Genomic DNA, 24,833 nt, shown 5'->3' with positions numbered 1-24,833 from the left:
CATCATGGCCGGCCAAATCCCGCCGGCATGAATGCCTCCAATCCCTTTTAATTCATCAGGTTCTGAAAATCGCCCAGATACATCGGTTGCTCGAAGCCGCTGAATCGTGGGAGCCACTCCGCATCCAGATCTGGATCAATTTCAAATCGATAGCTGGTTGTTGAGAATACAATCTGCGCATCATTTTGAGTGGCGATTAACTTCAGGCGTTTAAAGTAAGCGTCCAGGTCTTCTGAGTGGATTTCTTGTTGGCGTGGCGTGTCAAAGATTAGCGTGCGAAATGGCGAGCTTGGATCGGAAGTACAAATTTCAAACAGAGCGGCATGGAAGGCCAGGACTGTACGGGCTTTGGAGCTGCCTTTGATGATCCCAATTTTCTCTGTTCCGAGAACTGGCTTCAGGTCTGAGTCGATACGGATGTCTCTAGATATGTTTTTTGAGTTCAGAGTGTTAAGCCAGTCGGCCATTTTTTCGGCTAGGTTTCGCTTAAATCTTACCACTTCAAGCGATTGTTCTCGTTGTGGGCCTAGTGATTCCTGCTCCGTCAACGTTTTGTTGCGGCGGCTTTGAAGTTCAAGATGCGACTTTTCTTGCGCCTGGTATTTTTTGAGTTTGGTTTTTTCCAGTTCAAGCTCGAAAATTTCTGACGCAATTTTGCTGATCGCTTCGATAAACATTTCGATGCCAGCTTCGCGTTCTGCTAAGCCACGCTTTTCCGAAAGCTCAGAAATTTGACGTTCAATCCAGGTTTTTTGTGTGGCAATGGCCTCGGCCTGCTGTATGTTTGCAGTGCTGACCGTGTCGAGATCTTTTATTTGGTCGCGTAGGTAGAGCAGGCTCTTTCCATATGAGTCCGCGCTTACCAAGAACATCCCGCATGATGGGGTAGTACAAATTTCGCTGAAAGACATGAATGCACGGCGAGCTTCCTCATTCAAGTCTAGTGTTTCAATCTCGCTTTCGATTTCTTGTCTGATTTGTGCAGAGCTTTTTATTTTTGCTTCAAGCGCCAGTTGTTGGGTGGTCATGTCGCGATGTTGACGCCTCATCTCGGTGATAAGATGATCGAAGCTGTTAATGGTCTCGCTCTTGATGTCCTTGGTGGACTTCAGTTCATCGAGTCTTGACTTAAGTGCTGAAATCTCTCGGTCTGTATCAATCTCGTTTTTTTTGGTCGGAGAAAGATCTTGTCGAAGGCGATCAATAAGTTTTCGGCTATCATTGATTGTCTTGTCTAAGTATTCAAGTTCTTGTTTTAGAGCAATTGATTTCTTCGCACTATCGAACGAGCTTCTGGCTGGCAGTCCTACTGCCAGGCGAATCATTTCAGCGTACTGGCCCTTGATGAAGCTTTGGCGTGCAGGTACATAGTAGTCTGAGTATCCAGTATCTTGGTCAAGATAGAAAAGGGGCAGAATGGCTGAGAAATAAGGGATGGTGCTGGTGTTGCCGTTTGTGGTGAGTCTGTCATCACGAAGACCTAGCACTTTTAACATGAACCTGGAAAAGTCTTCTTCATTGTAAAATCGATTAATAGTTTTATCGGCGTCGCTTATGGTAAGATCAAACTTTTCACCAAGCCTTCTGCTGAATGATAAGGTCTGGCTATTGATGAGGACTTTAAGAGTGACTTTTGACGTGTTACGGACGACGTCCTCTCGGAACTGAACCTCTAGTCCTAGACAGAACATAATCGACTGAATGAGAGGGGTTTTTCCGCTTCCGTTTGGGGCGTAAAGCTGTGTCACTGCTCGGCCAAATACTAGCTCTTCGGAAGCCCAGCCTGCACCATGGCTTGGAGAAAACTGGAGGGATTCAAATTTCATCAAGCTTGGCCTCAATGTCACGTTCTTTACAAATGTTGCGGTACGATCGTTTTATAGTCAAAAGTGCTAAACAAAGCTGGCTCTCTTGGTTCAGTACTTTGTCAATGAATTTTTTGCCGGCATCACTTGTCTCGATCCGCGAGTTGCTCTTGTTTACGGACACTAGACCGGTATCTTCCAAGAAAGTGAGGGCTTTAACCGTTCTCACACGAAGGTTTGCAGACCAGCCAAGCTCTTGAGTTGAGCCTTTAAAGCTCGCAATGCTTTGCTCAAAGCAGGTACCTATAAGCATGCCTATGTCATCTCGTTTTGGTTTCGCACGGCTACCAGCTAACATTACGATGGTTAAAGCAATTAGCGGGATGTGAAAAAGCGTCTCGTTGCCCAATACGTCTCGGCAGGACCTGGAGGAGTAGGAAATTCGAAGGTGCTGCGATTCCGTCCGCGCGACCCTCATAACTTCTTGAAAATTCATAGCAGCTCTTCCTTGACCATATCAGATAATACCGCTCCGAATACCAGCCCGTCCTCTAGATCGGCCCGCCCAGATATGCTGCACAGCTCTGCTCTGAGATTTTCGACGGCGCTTGTGATGGTATCCATATCAACCCTACCGCTGGATAGCTTTTCTGCAAGTTCGCCGATCTTACTCTGCATTTTTAAAAGTGTGAACTCTTGTATGGAGTGACGGTTTACCCTATACCAAGCTTCCCAGTTAGATTTAAAGCCTGCAAAGCTGTTTATGGTGTCCTCTTTGAAGTTGTTGCGTTGTAGCATTCGCTGCAGAATGGATACGCTTTTTACCGCGTTAGGGTCGCCTCCAGACTTCAATAGATGATACGCGGATCGCGAAAGTGCAAGGATGTCCAAAAGGTCATCAACTGCAATGCTGGCCTTTTCATTCAGGATCTCCTCGGTGATCGTACCATCAAGCTGATATGAGGACTTGTCTTCAATACGGGAGAGGAGCTGAATGATGATTTTTTGAATTTCTTTGGGGTGGAGATTGATCTCGCTATATTTGTAGATTTTGCTGTGTGCGTTCGATAAGAATGAGTCGTCTTCTTCGTTGAGTATCTGCTTTCTGGGCTCTAGTGACAGATGGGACAAAAATCTTAGAATTTCTTTATCCGTTTTTCCAGATAGGCTGGGAATCAGGTTTTTTGTTTCGCTGATCAACGTTGGGGTAATTTTGCTGGATGAGATTCCCGAATTTGCATCTGCAATCAGGGCTTCTACCTCGTCGTCAAAGTTTACATTGGTACATATGACCACGGATAAGCAGGCATCCCCAAAGCTTTCAATGTGTAGCAGTAGTTTTCCTGCAAAACTATTTGCTAAGTCGTGCTCAGCATTTTTGGGTCTTTTTTTTATCCCGAATATTTCCAGGATGTTGTATAGGTGATTTTGTTTGGTCTTTGTTTTTACTTGAACGAATCGGTATCGAGTACCACTCTCGTCAACCAGCTTGACTACATAGTCCTCATGGAAGTCACAGAACACCCGGTCGACAGAACTGCTTTCCAAAAGCGCCAGGCATTCCAGGCTAGCTGCTCTGAATTGCGCTTTAAAGCGATGAATTGTATCTCGCCCGTTGAGCTCGCGGGCTTTCACGTCATGAAGTTTCATAGAGGCACTCAATAGCTCAGCGCTTTTCAGGAGCCGGACTGAGACGGTTAGCACTGGAAAGAGGCTGAGCGATGAACTCCCTCCCAGGTTGGCTAGGAAAGGAAAAGTCAACTTACAGGCGCCTGACTTGCGGCAAGGCCTACAGAGGCGTACTGCTAACGTATCAGCGTGTGCTGGTGAGCTGCGCGTTGAGGATAAGAAAAAAGGTGGCATGGAAGATCGCATCCGCTGCAATTGGCCCTGATACCCGGGCCTCGTCCGTTCTAAGCTCAAACATCATAAGTAGCAAAACGCTATCAGTAAACGTCTTCTTACCCCTTTCGAACCTTCACGCGGACGTATCCGGCGGCACCTCTAACTTGCTGCTAATGATTTAGGCTCAGAAACGGGTTGTCCGTAGGTGCCGGATCCTGCAGCAACTGAGCGCTTTGCAGGAGGTAGCCATTGAGGAGGGACTGTTTGCGTGGTCCTTTTACAGAGCACGACCAGATATTTTGCCCGTCTGGCCGCTTTACATGCATGCCCAGCTTCTCAAACTGACGTTGAATGCGCCGCCAAGGTTCTTCCTGGTCGCGTTGTTCAGGCTGCCCTGGATGCTCAGCAACGTAGCGTTGGAAAATGCCAGGCGTGACCAGGAAGAAAGTACCGTCCACGGTGTGGACCTTGGCCTTGCTATCGTTGACCACTAAGCGATGACTGTGAATAGCTTCGCGCAGCCACTCGAAAAAGGCTAATCCCGCGTCATCTTGGTGCGGCAAAATGGTACGCCGGAGGCTTTCCGCAGTTGGTTCAGCCTGGAGCTCTGTCGGCTCCTGCAGCATGTCCATCAATTCGTCGAGATAGTCGGACTCCTGACTCAGCGGCACAGCAGTGGGCTGTTTTTCTGCCGCTGAAATCTGTGGACTACCCAGGGCTGACTCCCCGGCTTCACCGGTCAATGGTGGGTCTACGGTCGGCTCAACAGTGCCACCGAAAAAATCCGGTCGGAGCTCATCGGCCCAAATCAGGCTCGGCTGCAGGCGGAGGAAGGTGAAGCGGTGCTGCCAGTCACCGTCCGTGACAGTGGCGTTCCAAACCGCTTTGCCTTCCGGTGTCGCTTCCACCAATCCATGTGACTGCAGCTCATCGAACAAGGCGATGTTGGAGGTTGGGATACCGTCCACAGCCTGGGCCAGTAGATGTGCGCGCAGTTTGTCGGTCGTGGTCTTGCTGACCAGCCATAGGTGGTCTTCGGTGAGCCAGCCGGCCGCGCCGGGCTGGTTGAGCTTAAACTCGTTCTTCACCAGATGGCGCAGTCCCGTTAGCAAGTGGTGCTGCAGGGAGTGCTTGGGCGCCTGTAAAGCCTTCGCAGGATTGCCACCGATGTTTTGCGCGGTGGAGACACGGTCAGCCTGCAGCACCAATTCCCCGAGGGTCCCAGCGTGCTCGTAGTGGTCGGCGAGCAGAAACAGCAATTGACTCCACAATTCGGGGTAATCGCTGAGCCAGTCGAGCAGGGCGGGCGATAGGATCTGCGTATAGAGCAACCCCGCCGCGGCACCGTGCAGCCTGTAATCGCGGCCTGGGTGGTAGCGGAAACGGTAGGGCTGGTTCAGCGGGCCGTGCCAGGGGTGCCAGCGTTCGGCATTCTGATACTCGACCTGCAGGTCTACGGCGATTTTGCCGATGTCATGGAGCAGGGCACCGTACGCGATCGCGGCGCTCCACGCGTCGGCCTGTGCGGCCTGGTCTTCCGGTGCTGCGCCACTGGGGAGGAGGTAGGACTGTCGTAGTTTCAGGCTGCACGCCACCAGCTCCAATCCGTGATCGAGCATGCCTCCGGGATAGGCGTGATGATGGCTTTCGCTCGCCGGGAGTTGCTGTACGTAGCTGACGTAGCGGCAGATGGGCTCTAGGTAGAGCTGATCAAATTGCGCTTCGGAGAGGGCCGTATACTGCCAGATACGTTCGAGCAGCCTTTTCCGGTGATCTACGTCGAGCAGAGATTCGGCCGACTGGGGGAGCAGGAAGCCCTCGGCGATGGGCGTGGGAGTGAGCTCTGCCAGCTCGCCTTTTCGAATTTTCAACCACCAGCGTTTCATCGTATGACCTGCTGTTCGTTCGGGAGGTCCTTTTGCCTTTTCGGATAGAGCTCTTACCCTTGCGCCCCCTTCCATTGCCGCCGTTACCCTTTACCGCCTTGGCCTTTTTCGCGCGTGTGATAATTCGAAGCCAGGTCCATCGGGATCGGCGGCCGCTCGGAATAGCGATCCCTTTGTTCAGGGCGTAGACTGCCGGCATGATTTCTAGAGCTGGGGCGCTGATGACGTTGAGTGATGCGGTATTGATCGTGTTATTGGCCGATCGGATTCATGGCACGGATACGGCCATCCGGTCAGCGGCCAAACGCTGTGCGAAAAAGCTGCCTCGCAGCCAGCGCGATATCGTGTTTAAGATCGGGAACAGCGCAAACCCGAGGCAACTTGTGGCGCACCTGTGTCAGCACTTGTCTGATTGAGTAAACAGGCGAGGTCGTTTAACCGGCGCTGTGCAAGAGCGCGTGCGCTTTAAGTAAACCCTCGGCTAAATCCGCAGTCTCAGTTATTATCCCAGCACTTGTCCCACACCTAGGAACATCATTCATGTCCAAACTTGCCGAGTTCAAAGCACTGGAAGCCCAACTGGCCGCGCAGCTGCAACAGCTGGATGCCATGAAAAACGACTCCGGTTTGAAGCAGGAAATCGAGTTTGAACAGAAACTCAAAGCGTTGCTGGAACAGTACGGCATGGGCCTGCGCCAGGTGATCAGCATTCTGGATCCGGCCAAGGGCTTGAGCGTACCGACCGCGAGTGCTTCCAGCAGCAGCCAGCGCAGGCCTCGCGAGGTGAAACGCTACAAGCATCCACAGAGCGGTGAGGTTGTGGAAACCAAGGGCGGCAACCACAAGATCCTCAAGCAGTGGAAGCAGGAGCATGGCTCGGACACCGTCGAGAGCTGGCTGCAGTAATCACTGGCGTCCTGACGGCGGCGGCTGCCGCGCAGCGGATAAAACAAAGGCCCCGGATAGGGGCCTTTTTGCTGGATGAGTAGAATCACGCGGTGAGACGAGCTGGCATATCAGTGGCTTGATCAGACTGCAAGGCCAACAGGTACTCAGAAGCTTCCCGAGCCTGACCACTGGCGCGGAAAATGGCTCGTTTGTCTTCCTTGAGTATCTTCAGCCAGCACGCCAGGTATTCCTCGTGACGCAACTCACCTGTGGTACCGGTGAGTGCGCAGAGAAACGCGGCGCCCATTTCTGCGACCAGCTCCTCGAAGGCATACGCCGTGGAGCCGAGTGCATGCCCGCCGGTGATACCTTCACGGTTCAGACGAGTACGGTGACCTGACCAGTGCGTCAGCTCGTGCAGAGCCGTTGCGTAGTAGCTGCCGACGTCTTCGAACTGCGCCTTTGTAGGTAGTTGGATCAGATCACGAATCGGCTGATAGAACGCGTCATCGCTGTAGCGATGCTCGATGCGCGCCCCGCTGGCGACCAGCAGTTGCTCTGCCGGCTCATGATCGATGAAGGTCGCGGGCTCAGTGTGCTCGGTGGAGGCTGGCTCCTCGTCAGGCAAGCCTTCGGTCTGCTCAATGTTGAACAGGCAGTGCGTGCGCAGGATCGCGAACTGCACCAATTTGATGTTGCCCTGTTCATCGCGAACGACCTGGCCATCCTCGTCATGCGCCTCCTTGCTCATCGGTTTATACAGTACCGCGAGGGTGGATTGCTCGCCCTTGCGCACATGGCCGCCAGCCTTGCGTGCCTGGTTGAAGGTCAGCCAGCGATCCTGGGTGAACCCTCGCAGGCGGGCCTCAGCCCACAAGAGTGGAACGTTGATGCCGGCGTAGGGGCGCCGGGTAATGGCGTTGATGGGGAATGGGGAGTCAGCGCTCGAACCTGCGGTAGTCCAAGGTTTGATCCAAGGGATTACGCCTTGGCTCAGGGCACTGACGATCTTGTTGGTGACGTCTAGGTAGATATCGGACATGGCGTTCTCCGGTCGTAAAGGGGGGAACGCTGCCCGGCCGGGAAGGGTTCCCGGTGGGGTAGAAGGGGTAGTGAAGGTGCTAACTGGGTCAGAGGACGGCGATGTCTACCGCGATCTCATCAGTCAGTCGGATGAGCAAAAAAGCCGGGCCGCTGCGTGGTGTGACCCGAGCCAGCTGAAGCGGCGGCAGATGGGCAACTGCTAAAGTGCCATGGCTCTGCCGGTCGAGCTGCAGTGCTATGGGACGACGCTGGGCGAGCGGTGCAGAAGTCAGTGCGCAATCGAGCAGGTCTGCCAAGCGCAGTGCGGACTGTCCAACCGGTTCCTCGTCTGTGGCAGGTTCAATGAACTGCCGCCAAACACCTGGGCTCAACACAATGGCAGTGGAGAGGTGGTTCATCCTGGACATGGTGGCCTCCGGTTAGCAGATTCCACGTCACCTTTTTGAGGTTTAGTGTGCATTTGCACGATCCGATCAACCTGTCGAGCAAGTAGCGTCCGTCCATTTAAACGCGCTTGAATGTGGGGTCAATCTCCGATCCTGACCTCATTTGAGCGGTGCTATCCAGGGCCTTCCAAGGAAGATTATCAGCCTGAAATTCCTGACCAGCGGCGTTCTCCAGTCAGTCTGAACGTAGTGCGAAATGCCTCCCGAGAGGTCCGCTAGGTGCCTCTCGGGAAGCGCGAAGTGCTTGCTTTTACTCTCAAGGTTTTCCCGCAGTATCAACCTCGGCGGCCAGGTACAGGTGGGTGGAGGTAGCCTCCACCACCAGCGAACCTGCAGTGCCGCGAAGGCTGGCGAGAACGGGATCATCGACGTCGAAGTACTCGGCAAAATCATCGCCGCCGAATTCATCGCGGGCGCGATTCCACCAGGTGTCGAAGTCGTCGACGGCAGGGTTGCAACCGGTGGCATAGGCCACGCGTTTACGCCCACCGCCATCCGGCTTGCTTTCGCCAACCTCTGACATGAGGTAGACGCCGTGGTCTTTGACCAATATGACTCTGCAACCGTTGATACCGGCCTCTGCTAACACGGCGTGAAGTTCAGTGCCTGTAAAACGCAGCATGATGAGATCCTCCAAAAGGTGCGGAGGAATGCCACCCAGGCGGGAGAATTCCCAGCACTGGAATGGATTGGATTGGGTGCGTCGAAGACGCGGGCTCAGAGAGCTATGGAGATTAGAAGGCGTTCATCACCGGGGAACGGCGACCATGCGAGCTGCCGAGCGCGAATCGCATTTGGGGATAACCATCACGTGCGTGACGTAGCCTCAAAGGTTATGGCTACCTGGGATGCTGGAAAACCAGCGATTGCACAACTGGTTTAACAAGCGAACTGACATGGCGTCAATGGTGCTATTCGTATGAGTTTCAGGTGCAGGTCTGCAGAGCGCCACTGGCGATAATCGGCGTGTTCCAGGTGATCAACGGTCATTGAAGTCAGCGGCACAGGAGTAAGCTAAAGCTTGGATCCAAATTAGCTGTAGCGGCTCAGCTTCGAGCGAAGTGACGGCTAGGGAGGTGATCAAATGTCGACTCTAGCTTCTTCCAGTTCCGGTCGGACCCGCATCGGCAAGTTTTTTATTTCCGCTGCGGTAGGAACCGGGCGAATGGTGCGCCGACTCGAAACGAGAGTTTTAGAATCCAGAATTCTGGCATCTGTCCCGCCCAAGTATCGCCTGGTTGGTATGCGACTGTTCAAGTTAGCGTTCGTCCTTGCAGTTGCGTCTGTCGCGCTTGTATTGGCGATGGGAATCGTTGCTCTGTGGATCATGGCGGCGCTGCCTATCAGTGCACCTGATAGCGATGAACCTGGAGTGCATGAGGTTAGTCACCCTCGACATCAGCATAAATATCCAGAGCTGTATGACGAATATGGGTCGCTAAGATAATGCCTCATTTAAATTTCTGGCCGCCGCTCATAATCTGTGAGGTGCCTCTTGCAGCTTGTGTCTGAGCGGCCTCTGTTCCACGAGTGAGAAGTGTTTGAATACCACTTCCAACGTTATATCCCGCCCAACTCATCGCACCAATAAAAAACATTGGTAACAACACAAACATCGCCCCCATCACGTACTCGATCACCTGCGCGGTAACCGTCCCATCCATGAATCCTGCTGTCGGCAACGACAACAGTGCCTGGTCTGTAGCGGAGACCTGGTTGTATAGCGTTTCCAGCATGCTCGAATCGATCCAGCGCGCAAGCTCCCACCAGAATGTCAGCATGTGGAGAGTGAACAGCGCGAACGTGATCGTCATGAGCGCCTTCAACTGGTAGGTGCTGATCAGCAGCACCAAGGGCAAGCTGATGATGGTGCCCATGATCAGGAAGGCCTGAACCATGGGTAAGGCTGCACGCAAGGCATTCATCGCTGGGAAGTTGCTGAAAGAACCCAGGGCCAGGCCGGTGTTGGTGGCCAGGTTGTTGAGCCCTTGCGTCAGTGAGCCGCCCCGGGCGCTGCTGCCATAGTCCTGGAACACCTGCCCGGGTGCCATGCTCAATGACTGTTGCCGCGGGCTCACCAGCTCTCGCAAGGTAGCGTCTTCGATCTCGGTGGTGGTGCGCCCAGTCAGCCAGCCCCGCAACTGCGACATCAGCGATGGATCGACCTCAGCCACCAAGCGATCACGTAATCCGATGGTGCCATCGCTCCACCACTGCTTGCAGGTGGGATAACCTGCACCGTTGTCGAGCTGGGGTAGCGAGGTATCTCTCGTCTCGTCGTATGGCCAATCGACCCTGGGCATTCGCGAGCGATCGGTATCGTAGTAGCCCGGTGTGTTGAGCAGGTAGGTCGAGCCAATCCAGGACGCGTCGTAGCTCTGGGATTCGTCCAGTTCGGGCCGATTGGTAAACAACCTCGAGCGGGAAAAGCCGTAGCAGTCTCGGGTGAAGTCGGCGACCTCCTGCAGCAGTACCTGGTCGTTGATCCGCGAGCTGTCGATCTCCATGCGCATCGCGCGGATGTCGGGTGCGCAGGGAATCGATGCGGTCGCGGCGGCGGTGATGCCCTTGCTCATGGCATGCACCAGGAACCACCACACCGGCACCTTCGCTGACTTCTCGCCAATGGTGTTGAAGGTTGTGCCCCAAGCCGTATCCGCGGGCTTGGCCATGGACACGCCACAGTGCTGGCTCGCCGCATCGTCAAAGCTCACGGAGGACAGGTTGAGCGGAAAGAACGGCATGCAGCCAAACAATATGACCACGTAGCTCATCCACAGCCGGTTCTCGACGCGAGGGATCGACAACAGCCCCTTGTTGCCTTCGTCGGCACCCTGTTGGCGTGCCGACAGCCATTCCTGCAGGATGATTGCACCGAAGGGCGCGGCGAACAGCCCGGTGTCCGCCAATGTGTTCCAGATGCCGTTATTGATGATCCAGGCCAGCAGCGAAAGGTAAAACTCGAGGTAGCTGTTGGTGCTCATGTTCATAGTTGCACCTCACACGCGAGACAGTTCGACCAGGATGATCGAGCTGAAGCCGATCAATCCCAGGCGCTTCAGCCGTTGTTGATCTGCAGGCGTGGGCCGCCTTCGCAACGCTGCGGCCCAACCGGCCAAAATCAGGGTGTACAAGAGCGCGCGCCAGCACGCGAAGTAGGGCGTTGTCCCTCGCGCAGGTTCGAGCCAATTCAACTGGGTCACGGACAGGTGCAGCGCCATCCCAGCAATCAGCAACATGCCCAGCATGGCGCCGAGGATCATCAGCACACGTGCGAGAGTGGGCCTTACCGAAAACGAGATCATGGCGTGCTCCTCTCCTGTTCGGCCCGGCGCAGTCGGTCCGGCGCCGGATCGCGCTGATCGATGCTACGCGAGGCGTCGGCACCGCCGGCGTGGCGATCGAGGACCAGGCTGGCGGTGTTGATGGCCAGCGCCTGACGTACCTGCAGCTCGGTTTGCAGCAGGCGCACCTCGCGTTCGAGGGTTTCGACGTTGCCTTTGAGGGCGCTGGTGGCGGGCTGCGCTGAGGCCACGTTGGGTTCATGGCTGCCGGCGAAGAGCGTGCGCTGTAACAGCATCGCTTTGTAAATCACACTGGAGAGCGCGGTCTCGCTGGCCAGGCGTCGGGCCAGCAAGTTCTGGTCGGGGTCGTCGCGTAGCCCCTCGATGACACCGCGGGAGACCTGCAACAACGGGCTGGAGACCTTGCCCAGGTTCTCTGGTGTCGGCTGCTCGGCGCCTGAAACCATGCGTTGCAAGCCTTCAAGGTTTGCCGTGTAGGTTTCCTGGATCAACGGCGACAGGCCGGTACCGGCGGTTACCCGCAGCGTCTCGCAGTCGTCGCAGGTCTGAACCTCGGTTTCCCCGAGCACTCGCGTCGCCCACTCGGTGGCTTCCTCGGGGCTCGACCACGCGTGGCAGATGGCGCCATTCTGGCAACCCGAGCCAAGTGCTGAACTGTCCTCGACCGCCCGGTTGTGCAGCAGGTTGTAGCCGGCTTTGACCACGTCCGACGTCACCCGGATGGGTTGCTGGCCGTTACCACCGGCTTTTCGCCCGCCGACCCAGCTGACGCCGTTGTTGCCGTTGTTCGATTCGGTGTCTTTCACTGCCGTCACGGCATCACCGCCGGATTGCTCGAGGTTGTGCTGCATCTCCTGGTTCTGCGCCAGCGCGCCCCACCCGGCCTGGTCGACCTTGTCAGCCATCTTCCCCGCCATCGCCTGGCAGGTGAGTTTGGAGCGGTCGAAGTCGATCCGGCCCTGCAGCACTCCGTTGCTCAACAGCTCATACAGCCCGGGGTTGGCGCGCTGGATGATCATCGCCGGCAGCGACATCACCGCCTGCGTAGCGTTCTGGATCACATTGCCCATGATCTGCTGGAAGCCTTGGGTGGCGCCGTTGAGCTGATTCTGCAGGGTGTTCGACAGGTTCATGTTTCCGCACATCATGTTGGCGCGCCAGGACATGCCCACGCCAAGGCCATTGGGGCGGTAGAGCGAGGAGGGCGCTCCTGCCGCCGAACCACCCCCTATGGTGTACATCACGCGGTCGTCCAGAACCTCGGCCTGGTCGCCGAGGTGGTAGCCGTTCTCGGCGGCATGCCCCACGGCATAGACGAGGAAGCACAGCAATCCGAGCGAGCAGGTCTTCATCATTGGCCTCCGTCAAAATCAATGCTGAACAAGAAGGTCTGGCCCATGCGCTGGCAGCAGCGATAGGGGCGCCACAGCGACCAGGCATAGGTGCCGTCGGCGCTCTGGATCGTTGGGCTGGGGAAGATGGCGCAGGTGTTCTGGATCACCGGGACGAGCAGCTGCCAGCGATGGTTGTTGACGTTGTTCTCCAGCACCGGCTGCGGGGGCCAGTAGCCGGGAGCGGGCATCGGCTGCAACGGCAGGTAGACATGCGGCTGGCCAGCGCGGGTGATGAAGTCGCTGGCGCGCTGGGCCATTACGGCAGCTGCCTTGAAATCGTCGGGCTGCACCAGAAAACCGTGGCGTGGGTAGACGCTACCCCACATGTCTCCGAGTGCCTGGTTGCCGATCTCGCGCATGCCCGGAACCAGTGCTTGCGGGTAGACAGATTCGGGAATGGCCTGGCGCCACGCCAGGGGGTCGAGCGTGCTGAGGTAATAGGGTGCAAACGGCACGGCACTCCTTGGGCAGGCATAGCCGAACGTATGCGCCAGGGCAGTAAGGGCAGCTCCGCCTGGGTGCCCGATGCCATCGACATTCTTGAACCGTGGCAGGTTATCGCGCTGCGGGGAAGGCGTGATCAGGTTGCCACCCCCTTGTGACGCTGGCGTCGGTGTCGACAGTGCCGATATCTCGCTCCAGGGGTTGGCGCCGGTGTCGGCGTAACTCGACACGACCAGCTCGGGAATGAAATGCCGGATCTTCGGCGAGGTTCGCACCGTGCAGCCGAACGGCGTGCATAGCAGCCAGTAGCAGATGCCGACGACCCGGTATTCCAGGCACTGCAGCGAAGTGACGGAGGCGATGATGGTCGGGGTGGTCAGTGCCAGGCACTGCTCGGTGGCGATGAGCAGAACCGCCGCAGTGAACGCACGACTTCGGCCTGCCTTCTTGGGTATCGGTGATCTGCAGCGGGTAGAAACGGTCACGTTCATGGGTACGCTCAGCAGGTGGCGGCCGTGTGCATCCGTGCGCCAAGTTTCAGCATCCCGGATCCGGCGCTGGAGGAGGGGAGACAAACTGAGTCCGGGTTGATCGGTTTCGTCTGGCGGCTGATTTAGCTGAGCGAGTCAGGCAGATAAGCGAAGAGTACAAATGTGCTCTTGTCGATTTTTGCTGAGTGAAAAGGCATGAACGACTCAGGCGGTATCGTTCACGACATCCCGCGAAGGCGATCAATGTCGGCCGCGACCTGCAGGGCGGCCTCCAGCTCGGACTGCTGGTGCTCTTCCATCAATCGCCAGCGCTGTGCTTTTTCCTCGGGCTCGGTCATGGCCAGAGCGAGGTACAGGCTCGGCGGCACTGCGCGGAACAGTGTCTCCAGGTTCTTCGACAGGACCACGCCCTCTGTGTACTTGCCCGAGGCCTTGCTCGCGGAGAGCAGCAGCGTCTTCTGAGCCGGCGTAAGTTTCTTGAAGCGAGCGATTTCCTCGATTTCCGCTGGTGGCATGTTCAGGCAGATCCACCACTCGATCATGTTGAGCATGGTCTGCGCCGCATCGGGGAAGTCGGCCAGGTTCTGCGTCGCCAGCCAGAACCAGGCCCCCAGCTTGCGCCACATCTTCGTGCCCTTGACCACAAAGGGCGCGAGCAGCGGGTTCTTGGTGATGATGTGGCCCTCGTCAGTGACCATGATGATCGGTCGCCCGAGGTACTGATCGCGCTCGGCAAGATTGTTCACCGTGTTCATCAAGCTGATGTAACTGATCGACATCTGCGCCTCGTAGCCCTCACGGGCATAGGTGGCGAGGTCGACAATCGTCACGTCGCTTTCCGGCCAGGGCGTGCCGGGCCGGTCGAACAGGGCACCCTCGAAGCCCTGGCAGAACAGGTCGATCGATTCGGCCATCTCTTGGGCGCGCTCCCGGCGTTTGTCAGGCAAATGGGCGTCGCTGGCGACCTGGCGCAGGGCATCGCGGACATGACGCGTCAGCACCTGCTGATCCGCAGCCGCACAGTACCTGGCAGCATCAAGGATGCACTCGCGAATCAGGCTGCGGTCTGCGCGGGTTAGCCGCGCATCTTCCTTCGCTTCACCCCCGGTGATCATTAACCGCGCGGTGATCTCCAATTCGCCCAGCACATCGCGCTGCTCATCACTGTCCGGCGCGGTTTCATCCAGGTCTTCGGTCGACAGGCTGGCCACCTGATCCGGGTGCTCGATCAGCCGGCGGGCATGGGCGAACGGCGCCAGGCTTACATCACTGCCGGGTTTGAGCTGCACCTTGTTGACGGACAAGCCGAGCGTGGCGAAGTAGTCGCCCTGCAGGCCAAAGGAGTTGCCCGCTTCGACGATGAACAGCCGAGGCCGGTACACGGCCATGACCTGCATCAGGATCGAAACCAAGGTGGCCGACTTGCCGGCGCCGGTCGGCCCGAACAGCAGCAGGTGGCCATTCATGGAGCGGTCGATACGGGACAATGGGTCAAACGACAGCGGTGCACCCCCACGGTTGAAGAACGTGATGCCCGGATTGCCGGTACCGATGCTGCGCCCCCAGAGGGGTAGTAGGTTGGCGATGTGCTGGGCGAACAACAGCCGGGTATACCAGTTGCGGGTGTCTCGTGACGGGTTGTAGACCATCGGCAGCCAGCGCAAGTAGCTGTTGCACGCCGCCACTTCGTCGCCCTCGCGCACCGGCTGCAGGCCGGCGCCGAGCAGTACATTGGCGGCCTGTTGTTCATCCGCACCGTGCAAGTACAACGCTAGCGTGCCGCGGTACAGCTTGTGCTGGCGCCCAATCAACGCGCGCGCTTCTTCCACGTCTTGGCGAGTCTGGGTGGAGGCGAGGTTCTCACCGATGGCTTTACGTGCCAAGCGGTTGAGCTGCTCCTCGAGCTCATCCTGGGGTGTGATCACCAGGGTCAGGCTCATCACCGACTGCTCGGGCAGTTGATCGAACAGGGCGTTCAACGCCTCACCTTTGCGCGTTTCGCCGGTCAGCTGGCCGATATGCGGCGGCCTGCGCAGCTTGTCGACCATCATCACCGCATGGGGCTGTTGATCGAAGTACCAGAGCCCCTGTTCGCTATCGGAGCGCGGCTCCTGGAAGAACAGCCGCTCGGCAAAATCGTGGTCGAATGGCAGCGACAGTTCCTCGCCGTCGTCCGTCTCCGGATAGGGCACGCGTCGATAGAACACTGCGGGGGATTCGCCGGTGAGGGCTGGAGACGGGTTGAACCAAGGCAGCAACCAGGTGTAGAAGTCGCGGCCGGTCAATCGTCGAGGGTTGACCCCGCAGGCCTGCAGCGAGGCCACCAGGCGGTCGCAGGTCCGACTCAGCAACTGAGCCGGGCTTTGCCCATCATCGTCACCCTGCTCCCCGAGCCAGCGGTAGACCACCAGTCGAATCCGTCGATTGCTGCCGCGCCACGGCAGGTGAGACACGACTTGGTCATCGAACAGCCCACCCGGTTTAGCAATGGCGTCGAGGTGACGCTGCATCGACGTGAAGAAGGCCTGGGTAAATGGTGTGCCGCGGGCGCGGGGCGCAATATAGCGCTCCAGGCGTTCGAGGTACGGGGCAAAGTCACTGTCGTCCTGGCAGAAGAACTGCACCACCCAAGGCGCTTGGTCGAGTTCATCGAAGCTGTCCTGCAACGCATCTTCCAGGGCGTCACGGGCCGCCATCAACCACTCGGGTTCACGACCCTCGGTACCGATCGGCTGCAGCTCGAACACCGCGCCCACCGAGCGGTTGTCGTCGAGCAGAAAGCATTGCTCGTCCTCGAGGTATTCGACCCAAGGCAGGTGATCGGCAAAGCTGGGGTTGTGCGCGTACTGGGTGGCCTCGTCGGCAAGCGTCGCGCGCCGGCGCTGTGCAGCGCGCCAGGGCTTCCAGCGTGGCGGGTCGCGACTTGCGTCATCGGCCATCACAGATCGTCCAGGCGTTCGCCGGGCAGCGCGTACTGGACCTTCTCGTACAGTGGAAACACGGTCGAGTAGCCTGGCACCGGGGTCTGCTGGGTACCGGCCAGGTGCGGGCACACGTACATGATCAGGTCCGGATTGGGCAGGCGCGGGAACTGGGCGCGGATCTCGTTGGCGGCGGTGCGCGTGTAAGCGCTTTGGTCGTTGATCAGGCGCTCAGGGTCGAGCACTGGACGGCGCAGTTCGCCACGCGCTTCCTGCAACTGCTGCTGGGAACCGATGGAGCCACCGCCATTCCAGATGTCCAGCATGGTTTGATCGCCATGGGGCAGCATTTCCTCCTTGCTGGTGGAGCAGCCGCTCAGGTGCAGGCCGAGCAGCAGACTAATCCAGATCCAGTACCGAAACGGATGGGCTTTCATGGTTCACTCTCCGGCCTTTCGGCTCATAGTCGATGCTGATCTCGTGATCCAGGTGCAGGGCCACCTTGGCCCCGGGCGGTACGTAGATGGCGGCGAAGGCTTCGCCGTAGAGCTTGTTGATCCATTCGCGGATGTCGCCAATGCCACCGCTGATAACTGAGTTCAGCGCGCTGTTGCCGCTGTTCTGAGTCAGGCCCAGGCTGCCGCCGGCCGAGTTGATAAACGAGGTATTGGTCTGCTCGCTGCCCAGGGCCGCGGCAAAGCCGGCCCCCGCTGCGGTGATCAGGCTCTGGCTGCCCAGGTATTGCTGGGCGTTGGAGCGGCGCTCGCCAGAAATGCAGGGAATGCCGTAGGGATCGGAGATATAGCCCAGCCCACCACGGATCTTCTCGATGTCCGAGGTCTGGGCGCTGCTGCGATTGCGGCTGACGACCTTCTGCGGCTGTGGCACCGTACGGACGGTCCCATCGCTGAAGACAAAGGTGATGGACTCGACCTGGCCGCGCACGCAGGACAACGTCCAGTCGCCGGCAGCGGTGCCGCTCATGACCGCGCCGACCACCTCCGGTAGGTCGATGCCGTTGGCGGTGAGGTTGTCCGGACCCACCAGCACCTTGAACGGATAGGGGTCGTTCACCGTGCCATCCACAGGAACCCGGCCAATCAGCGCGGTCATGGCGATCGAGCCCATCAGCGTCGAGTTCTCGGGGAGGGTGTAAACGGGTTTGGCGCCCTCGGCGCGGTCCTGAGCATTCTCCAAGTCACGCTCGCCTTTGGCGACGGCGCGCAAACGGTCCTGGCCACGATCAATGGCGTTGTTGTCCAGGTTGTGCAGGTCCTTGAACGTCGACGTCAGCGATGACAGCGGACCGCCAGCTTTGCTGGTGTTGTCCTGGCCGGCGCGCGCATTTGACGGCTCGATCCACTGCACTGCGTCAGGCGCCGATTGCGTACCCGAAAACTGTTGCTCGTCACCGGGCTCAAGACCAAAGCCTACGGGCACATCCGACTTCGCGGTCGGCTTGCTGGTGAGCTGGTCCTTGAGCCTGGACAGCAGGCCCTGAGTTTCGCGGTGCTGCTGTTCGGCCTTCTGCCGGGCCTCGTTGGCCTGCCGACGCTGTTCGGTGACCTGCTGGGTCACATTGCTCAACGTACTTTGGATGCGGCTGTCGATATTGCCCTCGCGCGTGCGCAGGCGGTTATTCTCGGTTTGCAGCGCATCATTGCCTTTCTTCAGCGTCTGCATCTCGCTGCGCATGGCTTTCACCTGGCCGATCAACGTGGCCACCGTGTCGCGCGGGGTGTCGCCCGCGATACCCAGGGCCTTGGCTTGTTCCGCGCTGAGCGTGGCCTGGTCCGGATCGCGAGCGGGCTGGCCGTCCGGCGTGGTCATCCAAGATTTGCCGATGATCAGCACGATGCCCAGCAGCACCCCGGGTACCAACCACTTAAGCAGGCTGTTAGCTTTCATGATCGGCAGCCTCCGGTTTTGGCGGGGGCAACAGCAGCGCGTGCTTCAGATCGCTTCCGCGGGTGACGAGGTAGGCTACGGTGGTGTCTTCAGGTGTGCCGGCGAGGCCAAGGTCTGCATGTTGGAACGTCGCGGCGTACAGCGTCGCCTGCAGATGACGCGGGTCCAGCGCGACCTTGCCGGGGCCGCGGTTCACGATCTTTACCGCCGTTACCCAGTAATCGCCGAGCCGCCACGCAGCAAGCGCCTTGATCGAAACCCGTTCGGTTGGCAGCAAGGTCCTGAGCGCGGCGGAGTCGCTCAGTGGCACACGCCGCACACCGGGCAATGGCGCCACCGTACGCAGAGGCGCATAGAGGTTCTGCGCGGCATAACGGGTCAGCACCACTGGTACCGGTGTCGCTACGGGTGCTGTATCACTTTCGGTCTCCGGGTCCGGCGCCGTAGCCCGGGTCACAATCTTGACCGGCTCCAACGCCTCGCTGCCCTCGAGCGCTTCGATGTCGATTAGGATGATGTCGCCTGACTTCACCGACTGCAGCTGCAGCCGGGTAGGGGGAATCGCTTCCGCAGCGCGCAGGTATACCGTCCCGCCGACCGACTGCACGCGCAGCTTGCTGGCGATCGCGCTGGGCAGCCCGACCCGAACATCTTCGTCCAGCATCAAGACCCGCTCCTGGTCTACCGTGAGCGGAACGGCCAGTGGCAGGCGGTCCCAGTATTTGACTTCGACGGCACTGGCGACTGAGCACCAGCCGGTGGCCATCACCAGAATCAGGATCAAGACACGCGTCATCACGCACCTCCCGGCAGCGTCAGCTTCTGCGGTGTGCCTTCGTAGCAGTCCAGGGCCAGGCCCCATTTGTTGCGCTCGGGGTCGACGTCGAAGCGCACCACTCGCAGCGGATAGCGCACCACCACGCGTTTCACCGGCTCCGCGGCGTAGTACTCATCGGCGTTGAGGTCGAGCTTGACCAGCCAGCTGTGCTTATCCAGCTGCTTCACGCGCAGGTCGGGGTCGTCGCTGTAGCCACGGCCGAGCACCTCGTAAACGCCGCGCACCCGGCCACGCAGTTCGCCGGCGGCCTTGCGATACTCGAAGTCACCGTCGAAGAACGTCTTGCACGCGGGCGTCAGGTAGGGCTGCAGAGCAAAAATGGCGCGGTGGTAGTCGACCTCACCGTCGGTGGGCCAGCGGTTGAGTTGGCCGAAGATGTACAGGGCGAAGGCGTAGATGTTCTCGGGTGGCACATCCCACCATTTACGCGTGCTACCGGAGCGCAGATCGGGTGGTACGTGAATGGTGAGCTCGGAGGGCGCGGCCTGCCAGCCGTACCAGAGCCCGCAGCACAGCAGTGCCAGGGTTGCCACTGCGAGGCGCAGGCTGAAAATATGCGCCTGCTGCGCATCCACCTTGTTGCGGAAGCGGCTCATGGCGTGGCCCTCACATGCCGACGCGTACGGCGCACGGTCCACGGCCCCGAATGCAGGATCAGTTGGTGCGAACCGATGCCCCAGTGCACCGCCAGGTGCCACTGCAAGCGGCGGTACAACCAGGTTTCGGGGCGGGCGCGCTTGGCCCGGCGCAGCAGCTTTCCGCCGCCGAGCAACACCAACGCCATGCACAAGAACATGCAGGAGGGGAGGGTGGCAATGGAGGCGGTGGCCACCGCCAGCGGTGCGCCGAGGATCACGCCTAGCGCGGCGCCTACCATCAATGCGACCCACATCTCGTCGTTGGTGAGGCCCCGCAGGACGGCCGGATCACGGTTGAGACGCTCCGGAAGGAAGGTCAGCGTGCCGTCAGGGAGGGTGGCAGGGGCGTCTGACATGGGGACCTCACAGAATCGTCGCGGCTTTGGTGAGGAACCACAGGATCACCACCACCAGCAGCGCGCCGACGCCGACCACGGCACCGAGGTCTTTCCAGGTCTTGCGCTGGTTCTGCACATCGGCGTAGACGGTGAGCGAATGCCAGGCCACGCCCAGGAAGGCGAGGGTGGCGATCAGCAGGCCGAGCAGGATCCCGCCATCGTAGGCGTAGTTCTTGATGGTATCGATCAGCCCCGAACCTTCACCCCGGGAGGGCGCTTCCATGGTCGGCAGGTCGGCCCTGGCGAACGTCGAGCTCAGCAAAACCAGACCGCCGAACAGGGCTTTTGAACAGGAATCTCGCAGCAGGAGAAGCGGGCGATGGCAATGGCGGGAGAGATTCATGGCAAGGCCTCCAATTTACGACAGCATGAAAAACATCAGCACGATCAGGGCTAGGGTCAGGCGCAGCGTGCTGCCGCCGAGCGCGCCAAAATTGAGGTTTCCGGCCGCCCAGCCGCGGTAACCGGTCCACAGGGCCCAGGTGCACCAGAGCAACGCAAGCACCAACACCGATGAGCGCCACAGCGCCGAGCTAAGCTGCGGGGTAAACCCGGCCACGGCAGAGAACGCGCTGAGTTGGGCGTCAGTCATGCTCATTTGAGGGGCTCGAGTGGGGGGCGTCAGAGCGATAATCACCAGCAAGTTCCACCAGATCTGCCGGCTGAGCACGTGAGGGCGATAGGTAGTTGCTGATACCGTGCCGGACGCGCTCCAAGTCTGCCGTTAACTTGAGGTAGTCGAAGCGATAACGAACTTGGTCAGTGTCGGTAGCGCTGTTGCGCGCACGATCAGCCAACAGCTCTAGGGCATCGATCTGCCGCTGCATCAGGCCGAAATCCGAGCGCTCGCGGACGTCCTTAGCGGCAGCCGTGAGGGCAACCAAGCAGACTATGAGTAAGGGGTAGGGGGAAGGCATCATGGCGAAATCCAGCTGAGTAACTGGTTTTCACCATGACCAGTTAGGCTGGCGGTGGCATGCGCTAAACGGAATGCAGAAGGTTCGGTTTTATAGAACCGGCAGGGCGGACGCTAGAAGGGGCAAGCTGCCTCACTCTGTAAAGGGCAGCTCCGTTTGCATCGCGCCTGTGTGCGTGGCCCTTGGCGCTTTGGCGGAGGCGCTCCGAAGTGCCCGAGCTGTTCTTCCGATCGTAAGTTCATCGCCCAGCTTGACCCGAAGACCTGGGATGCACCCATCTTGTTCCAGGTCCCTGATTTCATCTCGGAGCACCGCAATGAGCTGATTGGCTGACTGTCCAGTATGTTCGCACAAGGTCAACGTGAGGATTGCCAGCGGACTCAAGTTCAGCCGCACACTGAGCTGTTCCAGCTTGTCGAGGGTGATACTCGACCGACCAGCTTCTAATTTGGACAGGTAGGTGCGGCTGGTGGTGTCGGCGAATTCCCGCTGAGTGATATTTCGCATCCCGCGCATTGCTCGCAATACATTTGCAAACGACGACTTGAGCGTCATGAGGTCACCTGCGAGGCTTGGTCATTGAGCAGCATTGAAGTGCAAAATCATTGGAGTGAGTAGACATCCTATCTGGCCAAGCGGATGTTCGCCAAGCACCCGTCAACGATGATTAAACCTGTGTCAAGAGCACAGCAATGGTAACCGTATTGCCACCAATGCGGCCGCACTGGATTTCAGCTCAGTGCGATCAAGATTGCTGCGCAGCACCCATTTACAGGCGGCGACCGTTACTCAAAGATATTTTTTGAATGTAGTCGTTGTGATGGCAACCATGCATCCCAGCAGAGCCGCACAGGGAAGCAGCACCCAAATAGGATTGAGGGACCATGGCAGAGAGAGATAAACCATCCACGGGCTGATCGTCAGGGGTAGTAGGGTCCGCTTCGCTCGGTGGTAGACAAAGCTGCTCTCGCGATCGGCGCTGAATTTGCGAAGGTCGCGGCGCATTAAGCCATCGACAGCGCCTGTGATTACGGCGAGCAGGAAAAGGGGCATGGCTAGGGCAAGGACGGTGAGACGCACGACGAAAGTGAAAACGGTGAATAAGGCGGCCAATAGGTACTCCTGCATTACAACGTACGTCTGAGCGAACTGACCCTGCACCGACATTTCATGACTTAGGAGCTTCAGCTGAGTGTCGGATTGCGCCCAACCAGAGCGTACCACTACCCAGTCGTTTAGGAATTCGAGCACCTTTGCCGTCGCTTGTGCTGGTTCTTGCACAAGCAGCGAACTCCTGAAGTGATCGCTGAGCCATCCCAGCTCACTCAACCACATAGTATGGCTGTGATGCCAGCCCTGCTCGGGCCAGAACCACAGCATGCCCATGAACTCCAGTACGATGGAGAAGATCAGCGAAGCGAACAGCAGGCCGAGCAGCCGAAGACAAAGCTCGAGCGTGCCGAAGATTAGTCCAGGACGTCGTTGCGCAGGAGGTGTGCTAGCTGGAGTGGTCGGCATAGGGTCTCGGGGGCTTATGAGGCGTGTCTGCGCCCTGGCGGGGGAACTTCGGGATCGAAGTCGACCGTTGGCGCACCGCCGGCGCTGTTCCACCAATTCCCTGCATTGGCGTTGTAGGATTCGCGCATGCGCGCAGCCAGCGTCTGCAGATCCGCAGGCATCGCATCGTCGCTAGCTGGCTTCGGTAGCGGCATGCGCACCTTCCACAACTGTCCGCCCTCCTGGAACGAGAACATCTGGCCTTTGGGGAGGGCGATGATGTGCGCCGGTTCGATGAGCGGCACGGCGGTAGTGGTGACACGGTCCTGCGAGGAGGAGGTGAAGTCGGTATGGGCATCCGGATCGGCGGTATCTGTCGCGCCCGAGACCAGGGTGCGAGTCTGTACATTCACCTTGGGCAACTGGTCGGTCAGCAGTTCCGCCGTCGCGGTTTCCCGCACGCGCAGCATCTGCAGAGTGTTGAAGTTGCCAATCACCTGGCCGGCTTTGGCCCGGTTGCCGATACGCGCTTCGATGTCGCTCAAGGTCTGGGTGTAGGCCGTGACCTGGATGCCGGCACCGCCACCCTTGTTTATCAACGGGATGAACTCATCCCCCATCAGTTCGTTGAACTCGTCGGCGTGCAGGTTGATCGGCACTTTGTCCGCCGCGCTGGAGGAGCCTGGCAGGCCGTGGTCGATGCCGTGCTTGTAGATATGGCCGGCGACCGAGACCAGGTCCGCGAACATCGAGTTACCGACAGCGGCGGCCACCTCGGCATCGGACAGCGCGTCCAGGCCCACATAGACGATGCCGCGTTTGCGGATGACCTGTAGCCAGTCGAAGATCGGCCGCGGGTCGTCCAGGTCGGAATAGTTTGGGGCCAGCAGCTGCGCAGTTTTACCGCTGGTGAGCTTTTCCAGCAATGGCAGCAGCGACGCCACGATCTTGTCGAAGTAGGTGCGGTCGTAGCGCACGGCCGAGCGTAGGCCATCCATCACCGGGTCGAAGATGCGCTTGGCGGTCAGGTACTGCTCAATGGCAACGACGCGCTTTTCCCGGCCCACCATGTGCCGCGGGATGTTCTTCTCGTTCAGTCGGCCTTCGATCTGCACGATCGCTTCCCAGGCCTGTGGGTCATGACGGGCGAAGAAGTGCTGGGCGTACTCGATGAACAGCGCATCAATGTTCACCACGTGCCGTTGGATCTGCAAATAGTCGGGGCGCCGGCCGAGCTCGATCAGCGCCCGGGCGATGATGTTGACGAAGCGCCAGGCGAACTCGCGGAAAGCCGCCGAGTTGCCTTCGCCGCTCAGCTGTCCGGCGATGCGTGTGGCGACTTCCGAGATGCGGCCGAAGCGCCCTATGGCGTTGTAGCGTGCGGAGATCTCCGGCCAGCCCAGGTGGAACACGTAGAACTCGTGCTCACGGCCGGCGCGACGGGCCTCGACGTACATGCGCTTGAGCAGGTCGGCATCGCCTTTGGGGTCAAAGACGATGACCACTTCCTGGCTCGGTCGATGGATGTCCTGGGTGATGTACACCTCGGCCAGACGCGTCTTGCCGACCCGCGTGGTACCCAGCACCAAGGTGTGTCCGACCCTTTCGCCTAGCGGTAGGCACGCTTCCTGTTCTTTCGGCTCGACCCCATGCAGCAACGGCGAGCCACCCACCGGCGGTAATGGACGCACGGGATTGAACGGGCTATCCCAGGCAGTCAGTCGGGGCAGCAGCGAAAGCCCCGGCGGGGCCTTCTCCAGCAGGTGCTCCATCCGCCGCGCCCATTGGTGGGCAGCCGACTGGTTGACATACTTGGCCAGCGCCGGGTCCTGCGCTTCAAGCAACCGCTGGGTGTGCAGGCGGGTCCAACGAAAGCCCCGCCCCATGAACAGGCGCTTGCTGCTCACCGGAATCTGCCGGCTGGTCAGTGAGTAGCGCGGCAGGCGACGGATATTGCGCCGATAGCGCAGAACGATCCGCGCCTCATTGAGCCGCTTCAGGCCGAACGCGGTATAGGCCAGGGCCATGCCAGCCCCTACCTCAGGCGACAGTGCCACGGCCCAGGGTGAGTGCAGGCACAGAGCGCCGGCGCCGGCGCAGATACCCACGGTGTACAGTTCCACTGCCGGTCGCAGGAGAGATTCCATCGTATGCTCGCCCATCACGTG

The 24,833-nt window shown here is 58.9% G+C and carries 25 protein-coding genes; 2 read left to right on the top strand and 23 right to left on the bottom strand.

Going from position 1 to position 24,833, the window contains the following annotated elements; translation table 11 throughout:
• Positions 1 to 47: 47 nt before the first annotated feature.
• The 4 genes from AC1TXO_RS14475 to mobH all read right to left on the bottom strand — a co-directional run bounded on the left by AC1TXO_RS14475 (position 48) and on the right by mobH (position 5,536).
• The gene (locus AC1TXO_RS14475; protein ID WP_486402394.1) at positions 48 to 1,826 is read right to left on the bottom strand and encodes a hypothetical protein; all 1,779 of its coding nucleotides are present in this window, start codon (positions 1,824 to 1,826) and stop codon (positions 48 to 50) included.
• A complete protein-coding gene (locus AC1TXO_RS14470) occupies positions 1,816 to 2,301 on the bottom strand; it encodes a hypothetical protein (protein ID WP_486402393.1) in 486 nt (161 codons plus the stop codon). The genes AC1TXO_RS14475 and AC1TXO_RS14470 overlap by 11 nt, the downstream gene beginning before the upstream one ends.
• Positions 2,298 to 3,455: a dsDNA nuclease domain-containing protein gene (locus AC1TXO_RS14465; protein WP_486402392.1), complete on the bottom strand. Its 1,158-nt coding sequence runs from the start codon at positions 3,453 to 3,455 to the stop codon at positions 2,298 to 2,300. Before AC1TXO_RS14465 ends, AC1TXO_RS14470 begins: the two co-directional genes overlap by 4 nt.
• A gap of 365 nt (positions 3,456 to 3,820) precedes the next feature.
• Complete coding sequence (gene mobH, locus AC1TXO_RS14460; protein WP_486402391.1) at positions 3,821 to 5,536, bottom strand: MobH family relaxase; 1,716 nt, start codon at positions 5,534 to 5,536, stop codon at positions 3,821 to 3,823.
• Positions 5,537 to 5,757: 221 nt separating this feature from the next.
• On the opposite strand from mobH, the gene AC1TXO_RS14455 reads away from it, so the two are divergent.
• Both AC1TXO_RS14455 and AC1TXO_RS14450 read left to right on the top strand, forming a co-directional pair.
• Complete coding sequence (locus AC1TXO_RS14455; protein ID WP_130905569.1) at positions 5,758 to 5,952, top strand: DUF7740 domain-containing protein; 195 nt, start codon at positions 5,758 to 5,760, stop codon at positions 5,950 to 5,952.
• Positions 5,953 to 6,076: 124 nt separating this feature from the next.
• On the top strand, positions 6,077 to 6,442 hold the full coding sequence (locus AC1TXO_RS14450; protein ID WP_486402390.1) for a histone-like nucleoid-structuring protein, MvaT/MvaU family: 366 nt from the start codon (positions 6,077 to 6,079) through the stop codon (positions 6,440 to 6,442).
• Positions 6,443 to 6,527: 85 nt separating this feature from the next.
• Here the strand turns inward: AC1TXO_RS14450 and AC1TXO_RS14445 are convergent, their stop codons facing one another.
• The 19 genes from AC1TXO_RS14445 to traD all read right to left on the bottom strand — a co-directional run bounded on the left by AC1TXO_RS14445 (position 6,528) and on the right by traD (position 24,827).
• A complete protein-coding gene (locus tag AC1TXO_RS14445) occupies positions 6,528 to 7,466 on the bottom strand; it encodes an ArdC family protein (RefSeq protein ID WP_486402389.1) in 939 nt (312 codons plus the stop codon).
• An 88-nt stretch (positions 7,467 to 7,554) separates the two neighbouring features.
• A complete protein-coding gene (locus AC1TXO_RS14440) occupies positions 7,555 to 7,875 on the bottom strand; it encodes a hypothetical protein (protein ID WP_486402388.1) in 321 nt (106 codons plus the stop codon).
• A 295-nt stretch (positions 7,876 to 8,170) separates the two neighbouring features.
• Entirely contained in the window at positions 8,171 to 8,536 is a 366-nt protein-coding gene (locus AC1TXO_RS14435) for a DUF3085 domain-containing protein (RefSeq protein WP_486402387.1), read from the bottom strand.
• Between the two features lie 829 nt (positions 8,537 to 9,365).
• Positions 9,366 to 10,904: a conjugal transfer protein TraG N-terminal domain-containing protein gene (locus tag AC1TXO_RS14430; protein WP_486402386.1), complete on the bottom strand. Its 1,539-nt coding sequence runs from the start codon at positions 10,902 to 10,904 to the stop codon at positions 9,366 to 9,368.
• A gap of 9 nt (positions 10,905 to 10,913) precedes the next feature.
• The gene (locus AC1TXO_RS14425) at positions 10,914 to 11,219 is read right to left on the bottom strand and encodes a hypothetical protein (protein WP_486402385.1); all 306 of its coding nucleotides are present in this window, start codon (positions 11,217 to 11,219) and stop codon (positions 10,914 to 10,916) included.
• Positions 11,216 to 12,571, bottom strand: a complete 1,356-nt coding sequence (locus AC1TXO_RS14420) for an integrating conjugative element protein (RefSeq protein ID WP_486406844.1) — start codon at positions 12,569 to 12,571, stop codon at positions 11,216 to 11,218. Before AC1TXO_RS14420 ends, AC1TXO_RS14425 begins: the two co-directional genes overlap by 4 nt.
• Positions 12,571 to 13,548 carry a TIGR03756 family integrating conjugative element protein gene (locus AC1TXO_RS14415; protein ID WP_486402384.1) on the bottom strand — a complete coding sequence of 326 codons (978 nt, stop codon included), beginning with the start codon at positions 13,546 to 13,548 and terminating at the stop codon, positions 12,571 to 12,573. Before AC1TXO_RS14415 ends, AC1TXO_RS14420 begins: the two co-directional genes overlap by 1 nt.
• A gap of 218 nt (positions 13,549 to 13,766) precedes the next feature.
• Positions 13,767 to 16,487, bottom strand: a complete 2,721-nt coding sequence (locus AC1TXO_RS14410) for a conjugative transfer ATPase (protein ID WP_486402383.1) — start codon at positions 16,485 to 16,487, stop codon at positions 13,767 to 13,769.
• Positions 16,487 to 16,906 (bottom strand): TIGR03751 family conjugal transfer lipoprotein, encoded by a 420-nt coding sequence (locus AC1TXO_RS14405; protein ID WP_486402382.1) that lies wholly within the window; start codon positions 16,904 to 16,906, stop codon positions 16,487 to 16,489. The genes AC1TXO_RS14410 and AC1TXO_RS14405 overlap by 1 nt, the downstream gene beginning before the upstream one ends.
• A complete protein-coding gene (locus tag AC1TXO_RS14400) occupies positions 16,869 to 18,377 on the bottom strand; it encodes a TIGR03752 family integrating conjugative element protein (RefSeq protein WP_486402381.1) in 1,509 nt (502 codons plus the stop codon). The genes AC1TXO_RS14405 and AC1TXO_RS14400 overlap by 38 nt, the downstream gene beginning before the upstream one ends.
• Positions 18,367 to 19,173, bottom strand: a complete 807-nt coding sequence (locus tag AC1TXO_RS14395) for a TIGR03749 family integrating conjugative element protein (RefSeq protein ID WP_486402380.1) — start codon at positions 19,171 to 19,173, stop codon at positions 18,367 to 18,369. The genes AC1TXO_RS14400 and AC1TXO_RS14395 overlap by 11 nt, the downstream gene beginning before the upstream one ends.
• Complete coding sequence (locus AC1TXO_RS14390) at positions 19,173 to 19,811, bottom strand: PFL_4703 family integrating conjugative element protein (RefSeq protein WP_486402379.1); 639 nt, start codon at positions 19,809 to 19,811, stop codon at positions 19,173 to 19,175. The genes AC1TXO_RS14395 and AC1TXO_RS14390 overlap by 1 nt, the downstream gene beginning before the upstream one ends.
• Complete coding sequence (locus AC1TXO_RS14385; RefSeq protein WP_486402378.1) at positions 19,808 to 20,209, bottom strand: TIGR03750 family conjugal transfer protein; 402 nt, start codon at positions 20,207 to 20,209, stop codon at positions 19,808 to 19,810. Before AC1TXO_RS14385 ends, AC1TXO_RS14390 begins: the two co-directional genes overlap by 4 nt.
• Before the next feature lie 7 nt (positions 20,210 to 20,216).
• Positions 20,217 to 20,594, bottom strand: coding sequence for a TIGR03745 family integrating conjugative element membrane protein (locus AC1TXO_RS14380; protein ID WP_486402377.1), 378 nt, complete (start codon positions 20,592 to 20,594; stop codon positions 20,217 to 20,219).
• 15 nt (positions 20,595 to 20,609) lie between these two features.
• Positions 20,610 to 20,849 carry a TIGR03758 family integrating conjugative element protein gene (locus tag AC1TXO_RS14375; protein ID WP_486402376.1) on the bottom strand — a complete coding sequence of 80 codons (240 nt, stop codon included), beginning with the start codon at positions 20,847 to 20,849 and terminating at the stop codon, positions 20,610 to 20,612.
• Positions 20,836 to 21,171, bottom strand: a complete 336-nt coding sequence (locus AC1TXO_RS14370; protein ID WP_486402375.1) for an integrative conjugative element protein, RAQPRD family — start codon at positions 21,169 to 21,171, stop codon at positions 20,836 to 20,838. Before AC1TXO_RS14370 ends, AC1TXO_RS14375 begins: the two co-directional genes overlap by 14 nt.
• A gap of 129 nt (positions 21,172 to 21,300) precedes the next feature.
• Positions 21,301 to 21,723, bottom strand: coding sequence for a helix-turn-helix domain-containing protein (locus tag AC1TXO_RS14365; protein ID WP_486402374.1), 423 nt, complete (start codon positions 21,721 to 21,723; stop codon positions 21,301 to 21,303).
• Positions 21,724 to 21,957: 234 nt separating this feature from the next.
• Entirely contained in the window at positions 21,958 to 22,686 is a 729-nt protein-coding gene (locus tag AC1TXO_RS14360; RefSeq protein ID WP_486402373.1) for a TIGR03747 family integrating conjugative element membrane protein, read from the bottom strand.
• A gap of 14 nt (positions 22,687 to 22,700) precedes the next feature.
• Positions 22,701 to 24,827, bottom strand: coding sequence for a type IV conjugative transfer system coupling protein TraD (gene traD / locus AC1TXO_RS14355; RefSeq protein ID WP_486402372.1), 2,127 nt, complete (start codon positions 24,825 to 24,827; stop codon positions 22,701 to 22,703).
• Between the last annotated feature and the right edge of the window lie 6 nt (positions 24,828 to 24,833).

Source organism: Pseudomonas sp. FA117, assembly GCF_057370475.1.
The sequence above is the reverse complement of the archived record's forward strand: the minus strand, read 5'-3'. Positions and strand labels throughout refer to the sequence as shown.

Coding starts and splice junctions, on each gene's coding strand:
- AC1TXO_RS14380 (WP_486402377.1), bottom strand. CDS start 20,594: ATGAATCTCTCCCGCCATTGCCATCGCCCGCTTCTCCTGCTGCGAGAT.
- AC1TXO_RS14440 (WP_486402388.1), bottom strand. CDS start 7,875: ATGTCCAGGATGAACCACCTCTCCACTGCCATTGTGTTGAGCCCAGGT.
- AC1TXO_RS14410 (WP_486402383.1), bottom strand. CDS start 16,487: ATGGCCGATGACGCAAGTCGCGACCCGCCACGCTGGAAGCCCTGGCGC.
- mobH (WP_486402391.1), bottom strand. CDS start 5,536: ATGAAACGCTGGTGGTTGAAAATTCGAAAAGGCGAGCTGGCAGAGCTC.
- AC1TXO_RS14405 (WP_486402382.1), bottom strand. CDS start 16,906: ATGAAAGCCCATCCGTTTCGGTACTGGATCTGGATTAGTCTGCTGCTC.
- AC1TXO_RS14450 (WP_486402390.1), top strand. CDS start 6,077: ATGTCCAAACTTGCCGAGTTCAAAGCACTGGAAGCCCAACTGGCCGCG.
- AC1TXO_RS14400 (WP_486402381.1), bottom strand. CDS start 18,377: ATGAAAGCTAACAGCCTGCTTAAGTGGTTGGTACCCGGGGTGCTGCTG.
- AC1TXO_RS14445 (WP_486402389.1), bottom strand. CDS start 7,466: ATGTCCGATATCTACCTAGACGTCACCAACAAGATCGTCAGTGCCCTG.
- AC1TXO_RS14360 (WP_486402373.1), bottom strand. CDS start 22,686: ATGCCGACCACTCCAGCTAGCACACCTCCTGCGCAACGACGTCCTGGA.
- AC1TXO_RS14415 (WP_486402384.1), bottom strand. CDS start 13,548: ATGAACGTGACCGTTTCTACCCGCTGCAGATCACCGATACCCAAGAAG.
- AC1TXO_RS14435 (WP_486402387.1), bottom strand. CDS start 8,536: ATGCTGCGTTTTACAGGCACTGAACTTCACGCCGTGTTAGCAGAGGCC.
- AC1TXO_RS14385 (WP_486402378.1), bottom strand. CDS start 20,209: ATGTCAGACGCCCCTGCCACCCTCCCTGACGGCACGCTGACCTTCCTT.
- AC1TXO_RS14475 (WP_486402394.1), bottom strand. CDS start 1,826: ATGAAATTTGAATCCCTCCAGTTTTCTCCAAGCCATGGTGCAGGCTGG.
- AC1TXO_RS14465 (WP_486402392.1), bottom strand. CDS start 3,455: ATGAAACTTCATGACGTGAAAGCCCGCGAGCTCAACGGGCGAGATACA.
- AC1TXO_RS14375 (WP_486402376.1), bottom strand. CDS start 20,849: ATGAGCATGACTGACGCCCAACTCAGCGCGTTCTCTGCCGTGGCCGGG.
- AC1TXO_RS14420 (WP_486406844.1), bottom strand. CDS start 12,571: ATGAAGACCTGCTCGCTCGGATTGCTGTGCTTCCTCGTCTATGCCGTG.
- traD (WP_486402372.1), bottom strand. CDS start 24,827: ATGGGCGAGCATACGATGGAATCTCTCCTGCGACCGGCAGTGGAACTG.
- AC1TXO_RS14470 (WP_486402393.1), bottom strand. CDS start 2,301: ATGAATTTTCAAGAAGTTATGAGGGTCGCGCGGACGGAATCGCAGCAC.
- AC1TXO_RS14390 (WP_486402379.1), bottom strand. CDS start 19,811: ATGAGCCGCTTCCGCAACAAGGTGGATGCGCAGCAGGCGCATATTTTC.
- AC1TXO_RS14455 (WP_130905569.1), top strand. CDS start 5,758: ATGACGTTGAGTGATGCGGTATTGATCGTGTTATTGGCCGATCGGATT.
- AC1TXO_RS14425 (WP_486402385.1), bottom strand. CDS start 11,219: ATGATCTCGTTTTCGGTAAGGCCCACTCTCGCACGTGTGCTGATGATC.
- AC1TXO_RS14430 (WP_486402386.1), bottom strand. CDS start 10,904: ATGAACATGAGCACCAACAGCTACCTCGAGTTTTACCTTTCGCTGCTG.
- AC1TXO_RS14365 (WP_486402374.1), bottom strand. CDS start 21,723: ATGACGCTCAAGTCGTCGTTTGCAAATGTATTGCGAGCAATGCGCGGG.
- AC1TXO_RS14395 (WP_486402380.1), bottom strand. CDS start 19,173: ATGACGCGTGTCTTGATCCTGATTCTGGTGATGGCCACCGGCTGGTGC.
- AC1TXO_RS14370 (WP_486402375.1), bottom strand. CDS start 21,171: ATGATGCCTTCCCCCTACCCCTTACTCATAGTCTGCTTGGTTGCCCTC.